This is a genomic window from Nocardia sp. NBC_01388, from assembly GCF_045040085.1.
Taxonomy (GTDB): domain Bacteria; phylum Actinomycetota; class Actinomycetes; order Mycobacteriales; family Mycobacteriaceae; genus Nocardia.
In genome coordinates, this window is record NZ_CP109553.1 from 6,638,456 (window position 1) to 6,661,260 (window position 22,805).

At 67.2% G+C, this 22,805-nt stretch carries 21 protein-coding genes; 10 read left to right on the forward strand and 11 right to left on the reverse strand.

The genetic code is table 11. The features are described from left to right. The first annotated feature begins 1 nt into the window (after position 1). Entirely contained in the window at positions 2-2,986 is a 2,985-nt protein-coding gene (locus tag OG716_RS31885) for an FAD-binding and (Fe-S)-binding domain-containing protein (protein ID WP_405134173.1), read from the forward strand. A 59-nt stretch (positions 2,987-3,045) separates the two neighbouring features. Further along, entirely contained in the window at positions 3,046-4,023 is a 978-nt protein-coding gene (locus tag OG716_RS31890) for a DNA-3-methyladenine glycosylase family protein (protein ID WP_405140046.1), read from the forward strand. 1 nt (position 4,024) lies between these two features. Here OG716_RS31890 and OG716_RS31895 read toward each other — a convergent pair whose 3' ends face one another. Genes OG716_RS31895 through OG716_RS31905 form a run of 3 tightly spaced genes read right to left on the reverse strand, consistent with a single transcriptional unit; the run spans position 4,025 to position 6,991 of the window. Further along, positions 4,025-5,305 carry an ABC transporter substrate-binding protein gene (locus tag OG716_RS31895; protein WP_405134174.1) on the reverse strand — a complete coding sequence of 427 codons (1,281 nt, stop codon included), beginning with the start codon at positions 5,303-5,305 and terminating at the stop codon, positions 4,025-4,027. After that, the gene (locus OG716_RS31900) at positions 5,302-6,135 is read right to left on the reverse strand and encodes a carbohydrate ABC transporter permease (RefSeq protein ID WP_405134175.1); all 834 of its coding nucleotides are present in this window, start codon (positions 6,133-6,135) and stop codon (positions 5,302-5,304) included. Before OG716_RS31900 ends, OG716_RS31895 begins: the two co-directional genes overlap by 4 nt. Further along, a complete protein-coding gene (locus OG716_RS31905) occupies positions 6,125-6,991 on the reverse strand; it encodes a carbohydrate ABC transporter permease (RefSeq protein ID WP_405134176.1) in 867 nt (288 codons plus the stop codon). Before OG716_RS31905 ends, OG716_RS31900 begins: the two co-directional genes overlap by 11 nt. Before the next feature lie 287 nt (positions 6,992-7,278). On the opposite strand from OG716_RS31905, the gene OG716_RS31910 reads away from it, so the two are divergent. From OG716_RS31910 to OG716_RS31925, 4 genes are read left to right on the forward strand one after another with little or no spacing between them, the layout of a single operon-like run. Further along, positions 7,279-9,156, forward strand: a complete 1,878-nt coding sequence (locus OG716_RS31910) for an SCO2524 family protein (RefSeq protein WP_355125189.1) — start codon at positions 7,279-7,281, stop codon at positions 9,154-9,156. Position 9,157: 1 nt separating this feature from the next. Then, a complete protein-coding gene (locus OG716_RS31915) occupies positions 9,158-10,081 on the forward strand; it encodes an SCO2523 family variant P-loop protein (protein ID WP_327142881.1) in 924 nt (307 codons plus the stop codon). Beyond that, entirely contained in the window at positions 10,078-11,094 is a 1,017-nt protein-coding gene (locus OG716_RS31920; RefSeq protein ID WP_405134177.1) for an SCO2522 family protein, read from the forward strand. Before OG716_RS31915 ends, OG716_RS31920 begins: the two co-directional genes overlap by 4 nt. 10 nt (positions 11,095-11,104) lie before the next feature. Beyond that, a complete protein-coding gene (locus OG716_RS31925; RefSeq protein WP_405134178.1) occupies positions 11,105-12,088 on the forward strand; it encodes an SCO2521 family protein in 984 nt (327 codons plus the stop codon). A 9-nt stretch (positions 12,089-12,097) separates the two neighbouring features. On the opposite strand, the gene OG716_RS31930 is transcribed toward OG716_RS31925, so the two are convergent. The 3 genes from OG716_RS31930 to OG716_RS31940 all read right to left on the reverse strand — a co-directional run bounded on the left by OG716_RS31930 (position 12,098) and on the right by OG716_RS31940 (position 14,024). Beyond that, entirely contained in the window at positions 12,098-12,964 is an 867-nt protein-coding gene (locus tag OG716_RS31930) for a hypothetical protein (protein ID WP_405134179.1), read from the reverse strand. Continuing rightward, complete coding sequence (locus OG716_RS31935; protein WP_405134180.1) at positions 12,961-13,383, reverse strand: GNAT family N-acetyltransferase; 423 nt, start codon at positions 13,381-13,383, stop codon at positions 12,961-12,963. The genes OG716_RS31930 and OG716_RS31935 overlap by 4 nt, the downstream gene beginning before the upstream one ends. Before the next feature lie 437 nt (positions 13,384-13,820). Next, entirely contained in the window at positions 13,821-14,024 is a 204-nt protein-coding gene (locus OG716_RS31940; protein WP_327142876.1) for a hypothetical protein, read from the reverse strand. Positions 14,025-14,416: 392 nt separating this feature from the next. Here OG716_RS31940 and OG716_RS31945 point away from each other — a divergent pair, with 392 nt between their 5' ends. The 3 genes from OG716_RS31945 to OG716_RS31955 all read left to right on the forward strand — a co-directional run bounded on the left by OG716_RS31945 (position 14,417) and on the right by OG716_RS31955 (position 15,897). Further along, positions 14,417-15,304 carry a helix-turn-helix domain-containing protein gene (locus OG716_RS31945; RefSeq protein ID WP_405134181.1) on the forward strand — a complete coding sequence of 296 codons (888 nt, stop codon included), beginning with the start codon at positions 14,417-14,419 and terminating at the stop codon, positions 15,302-15,304. Positions 15,305-15,374: 70 nt separating this feature from the next. After that, the gene (locus OG716_RS31950) at positions 15,375-15,581 is read left to right on the forward strand and encodes a DUF397 domain-containing protein (RefSeq protein WP_405134182.1); all 207 of its coding nucleotides are present in this window, start codon (positions 15,375-15,377) and stop codon (positions 15,579-15,581) included. A gap of 160 nt (positions 15,582-15,741) precedes the next feature. Then, positions 15,742-15,897: a hypothetical protein gene (locus OG716_RS31955; RefSeq protein ID WP_405134183.1), complete on the forward strand. Its 156-nt coding sequence runs from the start codon at positions 15,742-15,744 to the stop codon at positions 15,895-15,897. A gap of 105 nt (positions 15,898-16,002) precedes the next feature. Here the strand turns inward: OG716_RS31955 and OG716_RS31960 are convergent, their stop codons facing one another. Genes OG716_RS31960 through OG716_RS31970 form a run of 3 tightly spaced genes read right to left on the reverse strand, consistent with a single transcriptional unit; the run spans position 16,003 to position 19,562 of the window. Further along, positions 16,003-16,749, reverse strand: coding sequence for a succinate dehydrogenase/fumarate reductase iron-sulfur subunit (locus OG716_RS31960; RefSeq protein ID WP_405134184.1), 747 nt, complete (start codon positions 16,747-16,749; stop codon positions 16,003-16,005). A 2-nt stretch (positions 16,750-16,751) separates the two neighbouring features. Beyond that, a complete protein-coding gene (locus OG716_RS31965; RefSeq protein ID WP_405134185.1) occupies positions 16,752-18,680 on the reverse strand; it encodes a fumarate reductase/succinate dehydrogenase flavoprotein subunit in 1,929 nt (642 codons plus the stop codon). 48 nt (positions 18,681-18,728) lie between these two features. Then, positions 18,729-19,562, reverse strand: a complete 834-nt coding sequence (locus tag OG716_RS31970; RefSeq protein ID WP_405134186.1) for a hypothetical protein — start codon at positions 19,560-19,562, stop codon at positions 18,729-18,731. Between the two features lie 374 nt (positions 19,563-19,936). On the opposite strand from OG716_RS31970, the gene OG716_RS31975 reads away from it, so the two are divergent. Then, complete coding sequence (locus OG716_RS31975; protein ID WP_405140048.1) at positions 19,937-21,247, forward strand: acetyl-CoA acetyltransferase; 1,311 nt, start codon at positions 19,937-19,939, stop codon at positions 21,245-21,247. A gap of 64 nt (positions 21,248-21,311) precedes the next feature. Here the strand turns inward: OG716_RS31975 and OG716_RS31980 are convergent, their stop codons facing one another. Together OG716_RS31980 and OG716_RS31985 are read right to left on the reverse strand one after the other, a co-directional pair. Then, entirely contained in the window at positions 21,312-21,602 is a 291-nt protein-coding gene (locus OG716_RS31980) for a hypothetical protein (protein WP_327142866.1), read from the reverse strand. Positions 21,603-21,726: 124 nt separating this feature from the next. Further along, on the reverse strand, positions 21,727-22,722 hold the full coding sequence (locus tag OG716_RS31985; RefSeq protein ID WP_405134187.1) for an alpha/beta fold hydrolase: 996 nt from the start codon (positions 22,720-22,722) through the stop codon (positions 21,727-21,729). Positions 22,723-22,805: the final 83 nt, after the last annotated feature.

Consider the following 22,805-nt stretch of genomic DNA (forward strand, 5'->3'; position numbering starts at 1 on the left):
GGTGAGCGAATCGGTGGTGCGGGGGTTGCGCGGGCGGCTTGCCGGGGAGGTCGATGCCTCGGAGCGGCGGCGGGCCGAGTATTCGTCGGATGCGTCGAACTATCGGGTGGTGCCGGCGGCGGTGGTTTTTCCGCGGACCGAGGCGGATGTGGCCGAGGCGCTGGCGTTCGCGCGGGACGAGGGACTGGGGGTTACCGCGCGAGGAGCGGGGACTTCGGTGGCGGGCAATGCCATCGGGGCGGGGGTGGTGCTGGATTTCAGCAGGCATATGAATGCGATCGTCGAGGTGGATGCCGAGCAGCGGTGGGCGCGGGTGCAGCCGGGGGTGGTGCTGGGGAATTTGCAGCGGGAGGTTGCGCCGCACGGGTTGCGGTTCGGGCCGGATCCGTCGACGCAGAATCGGTGCACGCTCGGCGGGATGATCGGCAACAATGCCTGCGGGCCGCGGGCGGTTGCCTGGGGGCGCACCTCGGATACCGTGCGAGAGCTGCGAATTCTCGATGGGACAGGTGCGCAGCGACGGCTCGGTAGTGAATTGGCGGTGGTGCCGGGCCTGGCCGAGTTCACCCGCTCGAACCTGGCGCTGATCCGCACCGAACTGGGGCGGTTCGAGCGGCAGGCGTCCGGATATGCGCTGGAACACCTACTGCCGGAGCATGGTTCGTCGGCAGCGCAGGCATTTGTCGGGACCGAAGGCACGTGCGGCCTGCTACTGGAGGCGACGGTCGATCTGGTGCCGATACCCCCGGCCACCGTGCTCGTGGTGCTCGGTTATCCGGATATGCCCACGGCCGCAGACGATATCGCGGCAATCATGGCGGTCCGGCCGATCGCGGTCGAAGGTATGGACGCGCGACTGGTGAATGTGGTGCGCGCGCATACCGGCAGAGTGCCCGACCTGCCGCGCGGCGGCGGCTGGCTGTTCGTGGAGATCGCCGGCGATACCGCCGAGCAGGCCCGCGAGGTAGCTGAACTGCTGTGCGAATCCGCGCATGCGCTCGACACCCGTGTGGTGCTGGACCAGCGAGAAGCAAAGGCGCTGTGGGTGATCCGCGCGGACGGCGCCGGTCTGTCGGGTCGTACGCCGGACGGCAATCCGGCGTGGCCGGGATGGGAGGACGCGGCGGTGCCTCCCGAGCGATTGGGTGCGTACCTGCGCGAATTCGAGCGGTTGATGCACGAGCACCGGGTCGATGGTCTGCTCTACGGGCATATGGGTGACGGTTGTATCCACGTACGTCTGGATCTGCCGATCAAGGATGCCCCGCAACGGTTCCGGGCCTTCCTGGAGGATGCCGCCCGCCAGGTGGTGAGCTTCGGCGGTTCCCTGTCCGGTGAGCACGGCGACGGCCGCGCCCGCTCGGAACTGCTGCAGTACATGTACTCCCCCGCGGCCCTGGCGGCCTTCGCCGATTTCAAGGCGCTCTTCGACCCCGAAGACGTATTGAATCCCGGTGTCCTCGTCCGCCCGAACCCCCTCGACGCCGACCTGCGCCTCGCCGACCTGCGCCCGGTCCCGGCTGCGGGCGGCTTCGCCTTCCTTGCCGACGGCGATATCGGCACCGCCGTGCATCGCTGTGTCGGCGTCGGCAAATGCCGCGCCGATACCAGCCTCGCCGGCGGCTTCATGTGCCCGTCGTACCAGGCCACCGCCGACGAGAAGGACAGCACCCGAGCCCGCGCCCGAGTCCTGCAGGAGGTGGTGCGCGGCGCACTCGACTGGCGCTCCGACGCGGTAGCCGAATCCCTGGACCTCTGCCTCTCCTGCAAGGCCTGCGCATCCGACTGCCCCGCCGGCGTCGACATGGCCACCTACAAATCCGAAACCCTGCACCGGCGCTACCACCGCCGCCCCCGCCCCCTCGACCACTACTCCCTGGGCCGCCTCCCCCAGTGGCTCGCCATCGCCACCCGATTCCCCCGCGTACTCAACACCTTCGCCGCCACCGGTCCGCTACGCCGAATAGGGCTGCGCGCCGCCGGAATCGACTCCCGCCGACCCGTGCCTCCCCTGGCGGCCCGCAGCTTTCGCCGCTCCTGGCGCGACCGTGCGCGATCCGGACCGCCGCCGAATGAAACTGCCCTGCGCGCCACCGCCGACGTCACAATCGCGGCGCCGATCACAGAAGGTCACGCCGGCTCGCTCCCCACCGACAGTTCGGGCGCAGTCCGTGCTGTCCGCTCCGACTCCGCCGACGGGACGGACGCGCAGCTGCCGATCGGGGCAGACGCTGTCTCGCCCAGTGATTCGGCATCGGCTCCAGCCGTCCTGTCGACCGGTGTCATGCTGTGGATCGATAGTTTCACCGATGCATTCGATCCGGAGATCGCTTGGGCCGCCGTGGAATTGATCGAATCACTGGGATATTCCGTCGGCATTCCGGAGCGGCGGGTGTGTTGCGGACTGACCTGGATCACCACGGGGCAATTGGACGGCGCACGGAAGCGGTTGCGGGACACCGTGGATGCGCTGGACGCGCATGTGCGCGGTGGCGGCGTGGTGGTCGGGCTCGAGCCGTCGTGCACGGCCGCGCTGCGCGAGGATCTGCCGCGTCTGCTGCCGGAGGATCCGCGGGCGAACGCGGTCGCGGGGGCGGTGCGCACCCTGGCCGAGTTCCTCGAGGCGCAGCCGGGCTGGGAGCCGCCGGATCGGAGCGGGCAGACCGTGCTGGTGCAGCCGCACTGCCATGAGCACGCGGTCTCCGGGTTCGCGGCGGATCGGCGGATTCTGGAACGTACCGGTGCTTCGGTGCAGGAGATCGCCGGCTGTTGCGGGCTCGCCGGAAACTTCGGAATGCAGCGCGGGCACTATGACGTATCGGTCGCCGTCGCTGAGAACGGACTGCTCTCGGCTGTGCGCGCGGCAAAGCCCGATTCAATCTTGATCGCCGACGGATTCTCGTGCCGCACCCAGGCCGAGCAGCTGGCCGGCAAGTCCTTCCGGCACCTCGCCCAATTCCTGTCGGAGCCCAGCGACCAGCCATGACGGCGTTGCCGCCGGGGCAGGCTCCCCCGGCGGCGCCTATGGCCGGGGTCACCACCGGCATGGGCTGGCGGCGGCACCGCCGCGCCGGGGCGCAGAATGTCCCGGTGACCACCGCGCCGATCGCCACCGCTCAGACGCGCACGGTGCGGTCCGAGCGTCCGATCGATCTCGCCGCCACCGTCTCGCCGCTGCGGCGCGGGCTCGGCGACCCCTGTCACCGTGAGACCCCGGACGGCGCGCACTGGCACGCCTCTCGCATGCCGACCGGACCGGTCACCTACCGCCTGCGGCAGCTCGACCGCTGCGGCGTCGACGCCCAGGCGTGGGGGCCCGGCTCGGCGGAATTCCTCGAGCGACTCCCGCACATGCTGTGCCTGGACGAGGACCTCACCGACTTCTCCCCCGAGCATCCGAAGGTCGCCGAGGCGCACCGTCGCAATCCGGGCCTGCGCATGCTGCGCACCGGCCTGGTCTTCGAGGCCGTGGTCCCGGCGGTGCTGGAGCAGAAGGTGCACACCCGCACCGCGCACGCGGCTTGGCGGAAACTGGTGTGGCGCTACGGGACTGCGGCGCCCGGCCCGGCCCCCGACGGCTTGCGGGTGATGCCGGATGCGGAGACCTGGCGGCACATTCCGTCCTGGGTCTACCACCGCGCGAATGTGGAGCCGCAACGTTCGAAAACCATTGTGCTGGCAGCCCGTATCGCTCCCAAGCTGGAGGAAGCGGCGGCCTTGAGTCCCGCTGATGCGGAAAAGCGACTGCGCACCGTACCGGGGATCGGCGTATGGACGGCGGCCGAAATCGCCCAGCGCGCCTTCGGCGATCCGGATGCCCTGTCGGTAGGTGATTTCCACCTCGCCGCCACGGTCGGCTGGACCCTGCTCGGCCGTCCCATCGACGACGACGCCATGATCGAGTACCTGGAACCGCTTCGCCCGCACCGCTATCGGGCCGTCCGGCTACTCGGCCTCGCAGGTTTCGCGCACAAACCCAAATTCGGCCCGCGCACCCCGTACACCGACCACAGCCGCATCTGACCTACTGCTGCGCGACTGCGTCATTCGCCGCGGCCTGTGCCCGCTCCAGTCCAGCGGCCACCGGAATTCGACCCGAGAACATCTCGGCGAGAATCGGATCCATCGCTTTCAGCGCGGCCGGAAAGCCCGGTCCGCCCCCGGCGGCGATCTGCCCATCGCGCAGCACATCGAAGAAGGCCGACACATCGACACCGTGCCGAGCCCAATAGTCCTGGTACACCTGCCGTTCGGAGATGACGGCCGGAATGGTGGCCCCGTCGACCCCCAGATACCGATCACCCGCCGGACTGCCCAGCCAGGCCAGCACCCGCCGCACGGCCGCCGGATGCTTCGACGCCGCATTGGCCGCCACACCCACGGAATTATCGGTGCTCAGCCGCCCGACCGGTCCCTGCGGAATCAGCGCCAGCCCCCAGTGGAACCCGGCACTCCGCGCAATGGTCGCGAGATTGAAGCTGCCCGATTGAAACAGCGCCATCTTGCCCTGCAGGAAAGCGTTTTTGGCGAAGTCGCCGCTATTATCGGTATCCGCCGCCGAGGGCGACAACCCGTCGGCGATCAGCCGCACCAGATAACCGAACGCGGTCTGCCCCTGCGGACTTGCGAAGGCGAACTGCTCACCCTGCTGCAATTGTCCCCCGGCGGAACCCAGGTAGGGCAGTTCTATGGACTGGTAGTCCTTGGCGGCGTTGTACGGCCACTGCGACACCGCGTGCAGCCGTCGCAGCAGCGGCCGGAAAGTATCGGTGGCGTCATCGGGATTCCACCGCGCCCCCGCGATCTCGGCGGGATCGACTCCGGCCGCATGCAGCAGATCCCGGTTGTAGAACACCGCCGTCCCGCCGTCCGCGAATTGCGGTACCGCCCAGAGCTTTCCATTGCGCGTGAACTGCGAGACAGCGGCCGGATCCCACACCCGCGCGGCGTCCGCACCCAGCGCCGCCCCGATATCCACCAGGCGCCCGCTGTCGGCATAGTCCTCGTACAACCCCGTCCAGAACAGATCGTCGGCAGTCCCGCCCGCCACATCCAGCCGCAGCTTCTGCGGATAGGAATCCCACGGCACCAGCGTGATTCGCACCTCGATATCCGGATTGGCCCGCTCGAATTCGTCGAGCGAGGCCCGGTACGCGGGGACGAAGCTCTGATCCCAGATGCGCAGTCGCACCACGGTGCGCCCCGACCCGTCATTGTCGCGCCCCAGCCACAGTGCGGCCGCAATCAGCAGCAGCGCGGCCAGCACGATCCCGAGCAGCGCCCGGGTGGAGTCCTTGACCCTCATTTGAGCCCCGTCCACGCGATGGACCGCAGCACCTGCCGCTGGAATATCAAGAACAGCACCACCAGTGGCGCGATGGCGAGCGTGGTCGCCGCCATGACGATCGGCCACTGCGAGTTGTACCGGGTCTGCATATTCGCGGTGGCCACGGTGAGCACCTGCCACTTCGTCCCGCTGGCGGCGACCAGCGGCCACATGAAGTTGTTCCACTGCGAGACAATGGTGATCACCGTGAGGGTGGCCAGAATCGGCCGGCTCATCGGCACCACGATATGCACCAGGATATCGAGGGTATTCGCCCCGTCCATCCGCGCCGCATCGACGAGCTCACCGGGTATGGACCGGAAGTACTGCCGCAGCAGGAAGATGGCGTACGGCGAACCGAACACGAACGGCAGCACCAGCGCCCAGAAGGTATTGAGCCAGCCGAGCTTCGCGAACATGAGATACAGCGGTATGAGGGTGACGGCGCTGGGCACCATCATGGTGCCGAGATACACCCAGAAGATCGCTTCCCGCCCGGGAAAACTGGTGCGCGCGAACGCGTATGCCGCCAGGATCGAGATCACGAGCTGTCCGAAGGTGATGCACACCGTCATGAGCGCGGTCACCGCGAGCGCCCGCCCGAGCCCCTGATCGAGCACCGCCCGGAAATTGTCCAGCGTCACCGGACGCGGTGGCGTCAAGGCGGATTCGTTCGTGAACTGCCCGGAGGTCTTCAGCGCGGTGAACGCGCTGAGCACCAGCGGTGCGACCGTCAGCAGCGCCCCCGCGATGAGTACGGCATACGCCGCGACGGAACGCCCTGCCGCCCTGCGGAGTTCAGTACTCATAGCTGGTCCGATCCCGGAAGTAGCGATGCTGCGCCAGGGTGATCACGAACATGACCGCGAACACCACCACCGCCATGACCGCCGCCCGCCCCGGGCGCGCCGCGTCGAAGGCCTCCGAATACATGCGCATGGCCACCACATCCGTGTGATGGCCGGGCCCGCCCCTGGTGAGCGCGTACACGGTGTCGAAGGTCTGGAAGACGCTCAGCACTCCGGTGGCCAGTACGAAGAACATGGTCGGTCGCAGCAGCGGCAGGATCAGCCAGCGCACCCGCCGCCAGCCGGTGGCGCCGTCCAGCGCACCGGCGTCGAGGATTTCCGCTGGGATGGCGCGTATTCCGGCAACGAAGAACAAAGCCACATAACCGACATTCATCCAGACGATCACCATTGCCACCGCCGGCAGCGCGAGCGCGGTATCGCTGAGCCATTCGATGCGCCGCCCCAGCAGCGCGTTCAGCGCACCGCCGGTGGGCGCGAAGATCCACTGCCACACCACGCCCACCGCCACCGGCGCGCACATCCACGGCAGCGCGTAGACCACCCGCAGCACCGCCGACCCGCGCCCGCGCCGCGCGAGCAGTGCCGCTACGCCGAACCCGAGAGCGGTCTGCGCGGGCACCACCAGCACCGTGAGCGCCAGCGTGACCAGCAGCGAATGTCCGAATTGCCGATCACCCAGCACCGACCGCCAGTTCGCCGGTCCGGTGAACCGCATGGGCCCCAGCAGATTCCAGCTGTGCAGACTCAGCCACAGCACCACCCCGATCGGGAGCAGCAGAAAACAGCCGACGCCGAGCAGGCTCGGCAGCAGCAGGGCATAACTGGTGGCGACGCGCCGAACCGTCCGGTTCATGATCGGGGACGCTACCGGTCGACCCGCACACGGTGTGCGACCACGCGCCCGATTCGCCCGATCCCCCAGTGACAACACCGGCGCCTGGCCGCGCGGATCACCCCGTTCGGCCACGCACATGACGGTGCGCTGAGACCGAGTTACCCTTGGGCACTGTCCGATTCGCCCGATCGACCGTTCGAAATTCGCATCGGTTCAGCGGGCTCTTTCACCAGGTGTACAGCGTCGGCGCATGATAGTTTTTGCGACCGGCGAGGCGGGCCACGAAACGGCAGGGGACGGCGTCGATGAGAATTCAGCCACGACAGCAGATTCTCGGTGTGTGGCGGTCGCTGCTCACCGCCTGCTACCGGGACGGCGAATGGGTGTGGGGCGGGCGCGACGGCTCCAATTCCATCAGTGATGCCGAACAGCTGCTGTGCCTGCTGTATCCGGCGACCGAGATCGACGGCTTCGGCCTGGACCGGCCGGACGATATCCCCGACGATATTCGCGCGGTGCTCTCACCGATGGGCAATCCGCAGCGCGTGGGAGCCACGCTGGTCCGGGTGCTCGAGGACTATATCGATCGCTATACCGAGGTCGTCGAGACCGAGACGGGGGAGCAGCAGGAGCTGGCGGTCTTCGCGGCGGGCAGCTATCTGACCAGCCTGGACGATATCGATCCCACGGACGAGCAGCGCGGTCTCGATATCGTCGACTCCTACTCCATGTCGCTGACCCTGTGCCTGGCGGCGCTGAAGTTCCTGCGCGGTTTCCAGGGCTTCTTGATGACGCAGACCCGCAGGGAAGCACGGGATCTCGCCGCCCGCATCGACCGGCTCGACACCCGGATCAATACCCGCCTGACCGCCGCCATGGTCGGCCTGGTGCGCAGCTTCGTGGTGAATACCGTGACCCCGGAGTCGCCGGAGGGCCGCGCCATGCTCTCCATGCTCAATCAGACCGGCGCGGCCGACCCGTCGGTGGTGGACGCGGTCTCCCGCCGCCTGGAGCGCGTGCGCATCCGGCTGCGCAATGACCTGACGCTCAGCCAGACGCCGGGTGTGGACCTCTACGACGAGGATCTGCTCTTCGAATGCGGCTGGAGCTGGAGTCTGGTGCGGGATGCCGCCTTCATCGATTTTGTCGATATGCCGATCGCCGGCGCGCCGGGGTATGCCATCGCCCGCCCCTACCTGCACTTCACCGTGGTGGCGCTGGACGGAATCAATGACCTGACCTCTGCACGCACCCGTGAGCTGGACCTACTCGACAGTGAGCAGCGCCGCCTGGCCGAGGCGCTGCAATTGCGCTGGGATCTGGCGCAGCGCTACTGGTCCGCGGTGGCGCGCTTCGGCTCCGGCCGCTGGCCGCTCGAGGACATTCCCTGGCGCACCTCCGACGGCGAGGAGTCGGACTATTTCAGCCTCACGGTGTCGGCGGTCCTCATGCAGGATCTGCTCAATCGGGAAGCCGATGACGACGATCTCACCAGGGCCGCACCGATTTTCGACGAGCTGGCGCGGCGCGGCCGGATCACCAGCCGCATGACGGCGCACGATCCGGCCCGCGCCATGCACACCCCGGGTGTGCGGCTGCGACTCATCGGCAGCGATGAGGTGTACGGCGGCCCGCTCCTGGTCTGGACCGTATCCGACTACGCCACAGTGCTGTTGAAGCGCATCCTGCAGGCTGCCCGCCTCTCCGGGACCATGGAGGTGCGCGACAAACTGCTGCAGCTCGCCCAGGACACCATGGAGCATCTGGACCGCCGCGCCTTCCGCGAGGGCCGGGTCACCGGTCTCTGGGACGATCCGGGCCGGCTCTTCGGCGGCGACGAAAACCATGAGCCCTCCTGGTATCTCACCGAGCGCGTGGTCGAATGCCTGGTCGCCGCCGCGCGCATGTTCCGGGAGCCGCCGCTGCGCTTCCCCAGCATGGTGGCGCGCGCCATGGAATTGCTGATCGAGGCCGAGCATCTGCTCAACGGCCAGCTGCTGGAGCTCAGCGATACGGACAGTTCCGCACTGCGCACCGCCCTGGCCCTGGCGCAGCGCCGCTTGGAACGAGCGCGGATACTCATAGACGAACGCCCCGGCACCGCACTGAGTTTGGCTTCGCAGGCCCTGCTGGAGCTCGATGAACTCGCCTACGCCCGCTTCGACGCCACCAGGAGCGTGTGACGTGCTCGTTTTCTCCGCCTCCGACAAGGGTGGCACCGGTCGTTCGGTGACCAGCGCCAATATGGCCTACCAGCTGAGCATGGACGGCCTCAAGGTCGCGTATCTGGATTTCGATTTCGGTTCGCCGACCGTGGGCGCGATCTTCGAGATCAGCCGGGCGGACCGCGGTATCACCGGTGATGCCGGACTGCACTCGTACATGCTGGGCGACAACGGTTCCGCGGCCCGCCTGAGCGTGCGCTCGGAAACCGACCGCCCCGAACTGCGGCACTCCCGGCATCCCTCCGGTCGCCTGGTGCTCTTCCCCGGCGATGCCGGCGGCGCGGAATTCGCCTTCGCCGACGAGGCCATGGTGCGCCGCTGCGCCGAACTGCTCGCCACCTGTGAGCAGGAATTCGATGTCACCATCGTCGATTTGAGCGCCGGCCGCTCCATCGCCCTCACCCTGGTGCTGCGCGCCACCGCCATGCCGCAGCTGGCCCAGTCCACGGTGCGGTGGCTGGTGTTCCACCGCTGGACCCGCCAGCACCTGGTGGCCGCCAACGGTCTCGTGCACGGCGAGCACGGGCTGCTGGAGACCGGCGCGGCCTGTGGACACGATGGTGCGCGACTGATGGAATCGGTGCGCTACGTGCGGACCGCGGTGCCCGAATTGAACGAGTCCACCGGCCTGCAGGCGGCGCAGGCGGCGTGGCTGCAGGAACAGAACAACACCCTGAGCCGAGCGGCCGTACGCTATCGATTGGGCACTACCCTGATGCTCGGCGCGACGCCGGTCGAGCCGATGCTGCAGTGGCGCGAGCAGGTGATCCTGGATGTCGATGTTGCCGACCGGATCGCGAACGAGAAGACCGTGGCCGCTTTCCGTGAACTCGCCACCCGGGTCAACACTCAGGCTTTCTGGGAAAGGCTGGAGGGACAGTGAGTTCCATCGACTACAGCGAGGCCGGTGAACGCAACCGGGTGGCCGGTCAGCCGCTCTCGCATGTGTCCATCGAAGCCGGGCACTTCTACATGGACGATCTGGTCAATGGTGTGGACCGCATCAAGGCCCAGCTGCGGCGGGTCGCGCCGCTGGTCGAGGCGCACACCCAGGCGGCCCGGCTGGAATTCGGGCCGGGTGCGCGGGTGAGCACCTGCTTCCTGGTGGACGACTACTTCCGGCACGACACCGATCCCCGGACCATTCTGGAGAAGCTGCTGCAGGCCGCCACCGAATGCGGTGTGCGCATCGACTATCTGGCGCGAGAGGCGGGCTGCGCCGAGGTCCCGGTGTTCATCGACGGCGAGGCCATCGGTGAACCCATCCGGCTGGCCGAGATGATGGCGGCCCGCATCGTGCCGGAGCCGGAGGATCTGGGGGCCACCGGCCGCCGCCCGGCCACCACCAGCTCCGGCTGGCTGTGCAATGGCCGCCGCTCCTCCGAACATGATGCGGCGCAGGCCATGCGGGTCGCCCCGTATCGGCCGCCGGTGGAATTCGCCGCGCGCAATCATTCGATCTTCCTGGATGTGCAGCTGTGGAGCCGCTACACCGAGCAGGTGTCGGGCACCGCGGTCGAGCGCACCCAGTGGTCCTGTCCGTTCCTGGCCTCCATCTGGCAGCTGTTGCGGCTGGGCATGATCCGGCACGACGGCGCGGTGGTGGCCAAGCCGCAGACCTGGGCCGATCCGTGGCCCGCGGACTGGTGGAAGATGCCGACCGTGGTGCAGCTCAATCCGGCCGCCGCGCCCTTCGCCGCCTACCGCACGCTCTCGGTGCTGCCGCACAGCTACCTCGGCATCGAGCACGCCGTGCGGGTGATCCTGGACCATCTCCAGCTCGATGACGAGGTCTACGCCAAACTGGCGGAACGCGGTGCGGCCGAACGAATTCCCGTCGATGTGCCGGCACGGGTCACGCACCGGGTCAACCATGTATTCCTCGGCGACGTCTGATGGGAACGGCATGACGGATCCGCTGGTTCTGCTGGGGGAGGTGCGCTCGGGGCTGCTGCCCGCCTCGGTGGCGCTGCCGTCGGCGGAGGTGGCCGAGCTACTCGCGCTGCTGCCCGGGCAGCGGGTGCTCACGCGGGAACGCCCGCTGGCACTGGCGATTTCGCCGACCTCCGCGGTCGGCGTGGACTGTCAGCTCGCCACCGTCTCCCGCTCGGAGAGCCGCGTGGTCGGCACCGTCGCCTCGCATGCGGCGCTGGTCGGCGGCCGGGTGGCGCAGAGCTCGTCCGCGGTGCGGGTGGTGCGGGCCGCCGATTCGGCCCGGCGGCCGTGGTCGCACTATCTGACCCAGCTCGGCACCGTCGAACTGATTCCCCGGATCGGCGACGATACCGCTGCCGCGGTCGATCTCAGCGAGGGCTTTCTCGAGGCCTCCAGCTCGACCACCCTGGACCTCGGTTCGATCAGCGAGCGGCTGCTCACCCAGGTGCGCACCGATGCCCGGCTCGATCGCCGCCCGCAGCTGCGCACCACCGCGACCCGGTTGCGCTGGGCCGCGCGGGTGGCACCGCGGCTGGAGGGCGAGGTGCGCAATCGCACCCTGTTCGCCTTCCGGCTGGAAGACGAGACGACCCGCTCGGTGCGGATCATGGTGCCGACCGTCCGGGATCTCGCAGGCGTGCAACGCTTCTGCGAGGATCTGGCGGTGCACGACTGGCTGCTCACCACGCTCGATGCCGCGCTGGCCGACGCCGGTCGCCTCGGACCCGAGCGGGATGCGCTGGCGCTGCTGAGCCCGCTGCTGGAACAGCTTGTGCACCTGTGGATGCCGGGCGCGCACACCCCGCCGCGGCTGCGCGAACTGTGGACCCGCCTGGAGGCCGATCCCGGTTTCTCCCGGCAGTGGACTGCGCAGGTCGGGCAATTGCGCGACCGGCTGGCCGTCGCGACGCTGGAAGCGCTGCGCAGCTCCAAGATCAGTACCGCGCAGTGGTGAGCCGACCTCTCACAGCCGGAACCAGCGGCGCACCAGCAGTGCGAAGAACACCGACAGCGTGACGGTGCCGAGATAGCACTCGATCACGAAGTAGGCGCGTCCCCCGGCACGCAGGTTCTCGGTGTCTCCGGGTCCGAGCGGATTCACGTAATTGACCATCACCTCGTACACGGTGACGGAGAGCGCCTGATTCGAGACCGTCGCAATCGCGACGACGAATACCAGCAACTGCACGACGATCCAGCCCAGCATGCGGAACGGGCGATACCCGTAGCCGCACAACAGATCCGGGAAGAGTCCGCCGATGCGCCGCCACGCGACCGGCTGCGCCAGCCGCCGTGCGCGCGACAGGGCCAGACCACAGCGGTCCTCGGCATCGGTGTCCTCGTCACCGTGGTAGAGGCCGTTCGCCCGCCGGAAGGCCAGGGCGGCGTGCGCGGGCAGGCCCACCGCGACCAGGCGCCGGCCCAATCGTTCGTAGTTCTCGGCGAGCTGCCGCTTCTGCGTGCGGCTCAGCCGCAGCGGTCCCCGGAACTCCACCTCGGCTGCCAGCAACGCGGCGAGCAGTTTCACCACCGGCACCGATTGCGCTGCGCCGTCGGGGGATTGGGTCAGGGCCTCGGCGTACAGATGCCCGAAGACCAGACTGTCGCCGATGCGGCGGATGCCCGGCGGATCATAGGTGCCGACCACCGCCTCCACATGGCGGGTGAAGGTATCGAGCAGGGGTCGTTCGGTCACGGTGCGCCGCAGCCGATGCGGCTGATCGAGGAAGCCGGTGATGTCCTCGGCGTAGACGTCGGCATGCCGCTCGACGCGAGTGGTCATGGCCGCGACGAACGGTGACGAGGGCGAGCTCTTTTCGAGCATGATCAATGGTAAAGCTTGCGCACCAGGACATCTCGCGGCTCGTCCGGTCCGAAGTAGTCCACTTCGTGATCGGCCCAGACGAATCCGACCTCTTTGTACAGGTGGTAGGCGGCGCGGTTGCCCGGGCGCACCGTCACGAATACCTGATCGATATGTTCCGCGCGGCAGCGTTCGAGCGCTGATTCCAGCAGTGCGCGACCGTATCCGCGCCCGCGGCAGTGACCGGCGACCGCGAATCCCATGAACCATGCGGAGCCCCCACCGCCGAGGGCGGCGAGCACATATCCGCAGACTCGGCCCTCGTGCTCGGCGACGGTCCATTCCGGCCCGTGCAGCTCGAAGAGTTGGCGCAGAATGAAATACGGATAGGCGAGGTGCGCGAATTCCGCGACCTCCAGGGCCGCAATGGCATCCAGATCCCCCATGGACGCAGACCGGAAAAGCGGTACCTGCGGTTGTCCGAAGGCTAACAACGATGTCCCCTCCACCGGCGTGGTGCGATGGATTCCAGGGTAGGCGTCGTCGGCCGCTTGCGTGGTCAAGCCCGGAGGCGGCAGCGGAGCGTAATCACGTAGGGCTCCACTCAAACGTCGTTCGGGCACAGTATGGGTGCGGTCCGGGCGCCCGCCGTCTGTGAGCGGGCGGCCGGACCGCGCTGACGCAACGCGACGGGGCTACACCGGGCGCACCGGAGGAGGGTGCGCCGGCGATCGAAAGGCGGTGCGGCAGCTGCTATTGCGGCCAGGGGCCTTCCCCGAACGACCCTGGCCACGCGAACGCGACCGGTTGAGCGTGCGGCGGAGATCGAGCATCCACCACAGTGCGCGATGCACCGCACGCTCATACCGGCCGGCGCCGGTTGTCATGGCAGTGCGCGCTCGTCGAGCACGCACCGTCCCTCCTCGACCAGCGTCGCACGAGCGCGCCGCCGCACCTTGCAGGTCTGCACCGTGCAGTCGAGGTGCAATTGCATTGCGGCGTGTGCCTGTTCGATGCTCATGACGCCCGGATCCCTGCGACAACGCAGCAAACCGGCGACGTGCATATTGAGAGTTGTCAGTTGCATGTCCCGACCTCCGTGAGAGACCGGTGGTAAGGGGTGACGACTTCGGCCATGACTCCTCGTTCCGCATGGGATACCTGAAGTGCCCGGAGAATTCAGGAAACGAAAGGGGCCTAGCAACACCACTCCGGGCACATATCCAGCACACCATGAGCAGACGCCCGGCGGGCGTTTTTCGAAGATGAGAACGCAAAATTGCGCGAATTCCCAGCAGTGAATCCACCTGGGGGAGGAGGATTCTCCATAGTGGACGAACCCCCCCGCCGATAAAACGTGTGTCCGGGGAGTGGGTCCGGGCGGGAGCCGGTGTACCGCAAGCCTAACGCACGATGTTTCAGACCCCTGTGCACCGCTGCCGCCGACCCGGTCCTCCCCGCCCGAGAACGGAGTGCGCTGTGTCCGAGAGCCCTGCGTCATCGACCCTGCCGCGCCGCCAGCTCGGCCGCTACCTGCGGGACTGGCGAATTCAGGCCGGGTTGACCATCGCCGAGGCCGCGAAACTCATGGAGTGGGGCGCGAGCACATTACAGCGCTTGGAGAAGGGCAATGCGGATCGCATCCGCACCATCGACATCCACGAGCTGTGCCGCATCTACGGCATACCGGGCGAAATCGCCGAGGGGCTCAAGGGTTTGGCGCAGCAGGCGGCCGTCAAGAGCTGGTGGCACTCCTACGGCGACCTCATCCCGGAGAATTTCGACATCTACGTGGGGCTGGAAGCATCCGCGCAGCAGTTGTCCTGCTACCAATCGGAATTGGTGCCGGGCCTGCTGCAGATCGCCGACTACGCAAGGGCCCTGAACAGTCTCGGATACCCGAACGACGGTGCGGCGGAACTGGATCGGCGAGTTCAGCTGCGGTTGCAGCGGCAGGCGCTCATCACCCGGCGCACGCATCCAGCGACGGTCGCCATGGTGTTGCACGAATCGGTATTGCGGCGTTCCGTGGGAGGTGCAAAGGTGATGGCGGCGCAGGTGCGGCACTTGGCCGACCTGAGTACTCGGCCCAATGTCGTCCTGCGCATTCTGCCCTTCGCAGCCGGTGTCCCCCTGGGACTTTCGACCGGTCCGTTCGTGATTCTCGAGTTCGGGACCGACAGCAAAGGGCAGCCGGTGGAGCCCCCGGTGGTCTACGTGGAGGGGTTCACCGGCGATCTCTATCTCGAAAGACAGGGCGACGTTCAGCGTTATCGCCGGGCACTGGATGCTCTGGAGCGCTGTGCGCTGGATGTCCAGGACAGCAGAATCCTGCTGCGGCAGGTGGCGAAGGAGTATGCCGCCTGAGCGGTCAGGCCCGGAGGCGGCAGCGGAGCGTAACCACGCAGGGCTCCGCTCAGGCACGAAAGGACAGAGCATGAGCATCGAAGAATTCGCTGGGGCCCGCTGGTTCAAGAGCAGTCGCAGCGGAGCGGGCAAGGAGTGCGTCGAGGTGGCTTTTCTGACCGGTGATCTGGTCGGCGTGCGGGACAGCAAGAATCCGCACGGTCCCGCCCTGGTATTCGGTGCGGGGGAGTGGGCGGCGTTCACATCCGGTATCGATGGCGGCGCATTCGACAGTTGATCCGCGGCGGGCGGCGAAACTACTGTTCACCGCCCGCTTTGACGGAAGATCACGAATCGGTCGCCGTTATGTCTCGAAAACATGTTTGCCAGGGCAAAGCTTGGGTATCCAATATTCTGTGGACCGAGGGCTCAGAAATTCCCGAACCCGGTACCGCAAAGTGGATCCCGGCGACTGGGTGGAACGACTGATCGTCGGGCTGCTCTTCGCGGTATCGGCGATCGGCGTGTATGTACTCACCGGAGCCCTGATCTCGGCGCTGGCGGTGGGCTTGCTCGTCGGCGCCGTTGCGCTCGGCGTCGTCGCAATGCTGTAGTACCGCTCCGTGCTTGTGGAACCGCTCCGTCCTCCCGGTACGTTTTTGGCCGGGACCCACACTGCAACTGTGGGTCCCGGCCAAAGACGTACGAGGTGACGAGCGCTACCGCCGGAAGAGCTTGTTGCCCAACCAGACCAGCGGATCGTACTTCTGATCGGCCACCCGCTCCTTGAGCGGAATGAGCGCATTGTCGGTGATCTTGATGTGCTCCGGGCAGACCTCGGTGCAGCACTTGGTGATATTGCACAGACCGAGCCCGGCCTCGTCCTGCGCGAGCTCGCGCCGATCGCCCACGTCCAGCGGATGCATTTCCAATTCCGCGATCCGCATCAGATAGCGCGGTCCGGCGAAGGACTCCTTGTTCTCCTCGTGATCACGCACCACGTGACAGGTGTTCTGGCACAGGAAGCATTCGATGCACTTGCGGAATTCCTGTGACCGCTCCACATCCTGCTGCTGCATCCGGTACTCGCCCGGCTTCAGATCCACCGGAGGCGTGAAAGACGGTATCTCCCGGGCCTTCTGGTAGTTGAAGGACACATCGGTGACCAGATCGCGGATCACCGGGAAGGCGCGCAGCGGCGTCACCGTGATCACGTCCTCCGGCGTGAAGGTGTTCATGCGCGTCATACACAGCAGTCGCGGGCGGCCGTTCACCTCCGCCGAACACGAACCGCACTTGCCGGCCTTGCAATTCCAGCGCACCGCCAGATCCGGGGTCTGTGTGGCCTGCAGCCGGTGGATGACATCGAGCACCACCTCGCCCTCGTTCACCTGCACGGTGAAGTCGGCCAGCGCGCCGCCCTCGATATCGCCGCGCCAGACCTTGAACTTCGCGTCGTAAGCCATGGCTATTCCGCCTCTCCGGCGCCGTCGCGCACGGGCGCGAGGTCGGTAGTGCTGTAGTACTTTTCGAGTTCCGTCAGGTCGAACAGCTTCAGGAGATCGACGCGCATGGGCAGCTGATCCTCCGGAGTCACCGTCACCGAGGGCACCGAGAATCCGACCTCGTCCGGATCGATGCGGCAGACCAGCAGCTTATTGCGCCACGCCGGATCCATGCCGCGGTGATCATCACGGGTGTGACCGCCGCGGCTCTCGGTGCGCAGCAGTGCGGCCTGGGCGACACATTCGCTGATCAGCAACATATTTCGCAGATCCAGCGCCAGATGCCAGCCCGGATTGAACTGCCGATGCCCCTCGACGGTGACGCTGTCGAAGCGGTCGCGCATCTCCGAGAGCTTCTCGATGGCCTGCTTCAGCTCACCCTCCTTGCGGATGATGCCGACCAGATCGTTCATGGTCTGCTGCAGATCCAGGTGCATGGTGTACGGGTTCTCGCCGGTGCCGCTGGTGGGCGAATCAAACGGCGCCACAGTGGCTTTCGCCGCCGCGGCGATATCGGTGTCGGAAACCTTGGGCCGTCCAGGCAGCTGCTCCACATAGGTGGCCGCGCCCATACCCGCGCGCCGCCCGAACACCAGCAGATCCGAGAGCGAGTTGCCGCCGAGCCGGTTCGAACCGTGCATACCGCCGGAACACTCACCGGCGGCGAACAATCCGGGCACCGTCGCCGCACCGGTATCGGGGTCGACCTCGATACCGCCCATGACGTAGTGGCAGGTCGGACCGACCTCCATGGGCTCCTTGGTGATATCCACATCCGCCAGTTCCAAGAACTGGTGGTGCATGGACGGCAGTCGCTTCTTGATCTCCGCGGCGGGCATGCGTGAGGCGATATCCAGGTACACGCCGCCGTGCTCGGTGCCGCGTCCGGCCTTGACCTCTTCGTTGATGGCGCGGGCGACCTCGTCGCGGGGGAGTAGATCAGGGGTGCGGCGCGCGGAGTCGTTGTCCTTCAACCACTGATCGGCCTCCTGCTCGGTTTCGGCGTACTGCCCCTTGAAGACCGGGGGTATGTAGTCGAACATGAAGCGCTGGCCGTCGGAGTTCTTGAGGATGCCGCCGTCACCGCGCACGCCCTCGGTGACCAGGATGCCCTTCACACTGGGCGGCCAGACCATGCCGGTCGGATGGAACTGCAGGAACTCCATATTGATGAGCGTGGCGCCCGCCCGCAGTGCGAGTGCGTGGCCGTCGCCGGTGTACTCCCAGGAGTTCGAGGTCACCTTGTAGGACTTGCCGATACCGCCGGTCGCCAGCACCACCGCGGGCGTCTCGAAGAGGATGAACCGCCCCGATTCGCGCCAGTAGCCGAACGCCCCGGAGATCTTGTCGCCGTCCTTGAGCAGTTCGGTGATGGTGCACTCGGCGAAGATCTTGACGCGGGCCTCGTAGTCACCGGTGGCCGCGAAATCCTCCTGCTGCAGCGAAACGATCTTCTGCTGCATGGTGCGGATGAGCTCGAGCCCGGTGCGGTCACCGACGTGCGCCAGGCGCGGGTAGGTGTGCCCGCCGAAGTTGCGCTGGCTGATCCGTCCGTCCTTGGTCCGATCGAACAGCGCCCCATAGGTTTCCAGCTCCCACACCCGGTCGGGGGCCTCCTGGGCGTGCAACTCCGCCATGCGCCAGTTGTTCAGGAACTTGCCGCCGCGCATGGTGTCCTTGAAATGGGTCTGCCAATTGTCCTTCTCATTGGCATTGCCCATGGCGGCCGCGCAGCCGCCCTCGGCCATGACGGTGTGCGCCTTGCCGAACAGCGACTTGCACACCACCGCCACCGACAGGCCGTGTTCGCGGGCTTCGATGACCGCGCGCAGTCCGGCGCCGCCCGCACCGATGACCACGACGTCGTACTTGTGCCGTTCGACTTCAGGCATGGAACCGAATACTCCTGACAGACTTGAGGATTGGAATCAACCGATCGATCAGCCGATGAGCCGCGGATCGGTGATGGTGCCGCTCGAGACCAACATGATGTAGAAATCGGTCAGGACGAGCGTGCCGAGGGTGGTCCAGGCCAGCAGCATGTGCCGGGTGTTCAATGCGGACACCTTGGTCCAGAACCAGTAGCGCACCGGGTGCTTCGAGAAATTCTTGAGCCGCCCGCCCGCGATGTGCCGGCAGGAGTGGCACGACAGCGTGTACGCCCACAGCAGCAGCGCGTTCGCGGTGATGATGAGGGAGCCCAGGCCGATGCCGAAGCCGCCGCCCTTGGCGTGGAAGGAGATCGCCGCGTCGTAGGTGTTGATCACCGCGATGATGGTCGCCACGAAGAAGAAGTAGCGGTGTGCGTTCTGGATGATCAGCGGAAGCTTGGTCTCACCGGTGTATTTCGCATGCGGTTCGGCCACCGCGCACGCCGGCGGCGAGAACCACACCGCCCGGTAGTAGGCCTTGCGGTAGTAGTAGCAGGTGAGCCGGAACAGCAACAGGAAGGGCAACACCAGGAAGCCCAGCGGAATCCACATCGGCAGATGGCCGATGGGCGCGCCGAGGTGACTGGAGCCCGCTACGCAGGATGCGCTCAGGCAGGGTGAGTAGAACGGCGTCAGATAGTGGTAGTCGTTCACCCAATATGCTGCGCGCGCAAAGGATCTGATGGTTGCGTAGATGACGAAGGTACCGAGGCCCAGCACGGTGACCAGCGGTGGAACCCACCAGCGATCGGTCCGTAGGGTGCGCGCCGCGATGGCCGCGCGACCCTTGCTGAATACCCCGGTCGTGCTCGATTCAGGTGCCTTGACTGGTGCGGCGCTCACTGCTGGATGCCTCGCTGCTCTACCCCGTGGAACGTCATCGTTACCTCCGGCATCGAATGTGATGGTCAGCACCCTACGACAGGACAGCTATCACTCGAGCTCGCAACCGTGAATTCGTGATCGCGTGATTTGCGCCACAATTCAGAAATTCTGCGGCCTGTCGTTTGCTTAGTGAACAAACGGCAATCGTTGCGGGACGGGCTCGAACGGGTCCGATTCGGGGCGTGGGCACGCTGGGAGCCCGAATGACTCCCCGTTCCGTTCGCGGACCGTCACACGGCAGCAACAAGACTGTGGTGACCTTGCCCCTGAGCAGTACACCGAGCCGGTGCGAGCGTGAAGGGAGCCGGTTGATGAGGAGAGCCGCGATCGTGATGCCTATGCGCACACCCGTCGGCCTGCCGGGAGGTGCGTTGGCGGCGGTCGCGCCGCAGCGCCTGATCTCGACGATATTGGCGGCCGTGGTGGGCCGTTCGGGTATAGACCCCTATCGCATCGAGCAACTCGTCACGGCCGTTCCGGACCACGGTTCGGTGCGCGCGGCCGTCCCGCTGGCCGGATTGCCCTCCGATCTCGGCGAATTCCCCATCGGCAGCGGTCCGGGCGCGGGCCTGCGCGCCCTCATCACCGCCGCCATGATGGTGCAGACCGGTACGGCCGACGTGGTACTGACGCTCGGCGCCGAATATCCCTGCGGCCCAGCATCGACCGGCGGCCTGCGTGGCCCGCTCGGCGCCGGACCGCTGCCGCGTGGTCCCCGCACCTCCGTCCGGCTACCGGGTGGTGAAGCGGCGGGCGTCGACACCGGTGAGCAACTCGCGGTCTGGGGTGCGGCCGAAGCCGCCCGCGGGCCAATGGAATTGAAGGACGCCGAACTGCTCGCCCAGCACTACGGGGTCACCCGGGCGGCGGCGGACGAATACGCCGCGGGCAGTCATCGCCGCGCGGCGCGGGCCCGGCGGCAGGGCATCTTCGGCGCGGAAACCGCGCCCGTGGTGGTGAATGCCGTTCCGGACGACTCGAATTCCGGTGTGGTGCAACTGGTCGACCGCGATGAGGGCCTGCGCGACGATGTCTCGGCCCGCGCCTTCGCCGCCCTGGAACCGTTTGTGCCCGGCGGCGTCACCACCGTCGGCAACAGCAGCACCCGCACCCTCGCCGCCTCGGCCTGCCTGGTGGTGGCCGAGGACCGGCTGGTCGATCTGGGCCTGGCGCCCATGGGCTATCTGGTCGACTGGGCCTGTGCCACCGGCGATCCGGATATCGCGGTGCCCGCCGCCGGACTGGCGGTGGGTAAATCCCTGGCCCGCAGCGGTTTCGGCCTGGACGATCTGGATGTGGTCGAGATCGACGAGACCAGCGCCGTCGAGATCCTGGCGCTCACCCGGCTGTGGGAGCGCGAGGGCTGGACGTTCGATCCGGCCGCGAGCCTGAATGTGCACGGCGCCGCCATCGCGCTGGGTGATCCGGGCGGTGCGGCCGGCCTGCGCATGGTCACCACCCTGCTGCACGAACTGGCCCGCCGCGAAGGCGGTTACGGCCTCGCGGCCCTGCCCACCGGACCCTCGCAGGCCATGGCCGCGGTCTTCGAGAGCGCCTACACCGTCCAGGATGTGCCGACGCCGCGCGGCGCCCGCTTCCACGGCGCCCGCCCGCCCAGGCGCCTGGGCCGGCACCGCTCCTGACGGAGGTCCCAGCGCACACGCGTACCCGCTGCGAGTCATCGCAGCGGGTAGGTCCAGCTTTGCGCTACTTGGTGCGCGGACGGGAGTGGAAGCCCAAGCCCTCGTCCTGCGCGCCCATCCACGCCGCTTCGTCCGACTTGCTGTCGGGAACGTAGATGACGTTCGGCTCGCCGGAGCGAGCCACCTGAGCGGGTGGGGCCTGCTCGAATTCATCGGCGTCGATGACGAGCCGTTCCAGATCGTTCTCCAACCGGCGGACCTCACTGGCCTCACCGTAGTGCGAACGCAACGCGCCGACGCACTGCCGGAGCTGACCGACCGCGTAGCGGAGTTCCGCAATCTCGCTGCGTGTCATCGAAACCTCCTCGAGCCGTGTGACAGACCACACATTATGATCTACAACACAGTACGTGAAGATATCCGATTGCGCTCGTCAGGTCGATATATGCGCAGGTCGGCGGCCTGTCCCGGCGGGGCGTTCAGCCCGCGATCGCGTACTCCGGACCGCGATCCGGGTCCTGCCCGTACGGGCCCGCATCGGGGTCCGACAGGGCCGCGACGGCCCGATTCACCAGTGCCGCAATGGCTCCCGCTACTTCCCCGGCACGCTCCATGATGACGCTGTGCCCGGCGCCGTCCAGGCGCACCAGTTCGGCGTCGTCCAGCTGGGAGGCCAGCACCACCGAATGCGCGAACGGGATCACCACGTCCGCCGAGCCGGCCAGCACCAGCGTCGGAATCGTGCCCAGCCGCTGCAGGGTGGCCATCTCGTCGAACCGCATGAGCGATTCCAGGAAGCTCGCCATGGTCAGCAGCGAGGTCTCGTTGAGCATGGCCGTGGCCACCGCCAGCATGCGCGGGCTCACCTTGCGCGTGCCCAGTGCGGCCTCCCGCAGCATCGGCTCGAAGAGATGCCGGGTGAAATGCTTCGACGCCTGCATGGCGCGCGGTGCGCGGCGTACCGCGACCCGCAGCGAGGTCACCGCCGGACCGTTCAGCAGGCGGCCCAGGCCCACCCGGGTGACGCTGTTGGCGGCCCCGGCGAGCAGTCCGACGCCCACGATGCGGGGGCCGATGGCGCCCGGGTGGAGCCGGGCATAGGCCAGGATGGTCATAGCGCCCATCGAATGCCCCACCAGCACAATCGGACCCGTGGGTGCGACGGTCCGCAGTACCGCGTCCAGATCCTGTGCCAGCTGATCGATGGTGTAGGTCGCCGGATCGGCCATGCCCGAATCCCCGTGTCCGCGATGGTCGTAGAAGACCATGTGCACGGCATCACCCCAGAGTGGCAGCAACTGCTGCCGCAGCAGTGCCCACGATTCGGTGCGCAGACAGTGCCCGTGTGCGAATACCACGGTGAGCGGGGCGTCGGCCGGGCCGAACTCGTGGACCGCGATGGGGACACCGTCGTCCGCGGGGACGGTGCGATGAAGGCTGTCGTTATCGGCGGCGCTGCAGATGACGAAGGACATGACGGCTCCTAAAGAGTTCGCCTTTTGCCCGGTTGTCGATGTGAATTGCCGCCGCGTTAGCACTTCACACCCGACGTTATGGA

Bases quoted from the DNA above. Each gene is read 5' to 3' on its own strand.
- OG716_RS31890 (WP_405140046.1), top strand. From the start codon at position 3,046: ATGGGCTGGCGGCGGCACCGCCGCGCCGGGGCGCAGAATGTCCCGGTG.
- OG716_RS31895 (WP_405134174.1), bottom strand. From the start codon at position 5,305: ATGAGGGTCAAGGACTCCACCCGGGCGCTGCTCGGGATCGTGCTGGCC.
- OG716_RS31900 (WP_405134175.1), bottom strand. From the start codon at position 6,135: ATGAGTACTGAACTCCGCAGGGCGGCAGGGCGTTCCGTCGCGGCGTAT.
- OG716_RS31905 (WP_405134176.1), bottom strand. From the start codon at position 6,991: ATGAACCGGACGGTTCGGCGCGTCGCCACCAGTTATGCCCTGCTGCTG.
- OG716_RS31910 (WP_355125189.1), top strand. From the start codon at position 7,279: ATGAGAATTCAGCCACGACAGCAGATTCTCGGTGTGTGGCGGTCGCTG.
- OG716_RS31925 (WP_405134178.1), top strand. From the start codon at position 11,105: ATGACGGATCCGCTGGTTCTGCTGGGGGAGGTGCGCTCGGGGCTGCTG.
- OG716_RS31935 (WP_405134180.1), bottom strand. From the start codon at position 13,383: ATGGGGGATCTGGATGCCATTGCGGCCCTGGAGGTCGCGGAATTCGCG.
- OG716_RS31940 (WP_327142876.1), bottom strand. From the start codon at position 14,024: ATGCAACTGACAACTCTCAATATGCACGTCGCCGGTTTGCTGCGTTGT.
- OG716_RS31950 (WP_405134182.1), top strand. From the start codon at position 15,375: ATGAGCATCGAAGAATTCGCTGGGGCCCGCTGGTTCAAGAGCAGTCGC.
- OG716_RS31960 (WP_405134184.1), bottom strand. From the start codon at position 16,749: ATGGCTTACGACGCGAAGTTCAAGGTCTGGCGCGGCGATATCGAGGGC.
- OG716_RS31965 (WP_405134185.1), bottom strand. From the start codon at position 18,680: ATGCCTGAAGTCGAACGGCACAAGTACGACGTCGTGGTCATCGGTGCG.
- OG716_RS31975 (WP_405140048.1), top strand. From the start codon at position 19,937: ATGCCTATGCGCACACCCGTCGGCCTGCCGGGAGGTGCGTTGGCGGCG.
- OG716_RS31980 (WP_327142866.1), bottom strand. From the start codon at position 21,602: ATGACACGCAGCGAGATTGCGGAACTCCGCTACGCGGTCGGTCAGCTC.
- OG716_RS31985 (WP_405134187.1), bottom strand. From the start codon at position 22,722: ATGTCCTTCGTCATCTGCAGCGCCGCCGATAACGACAGCCTTCATCGC.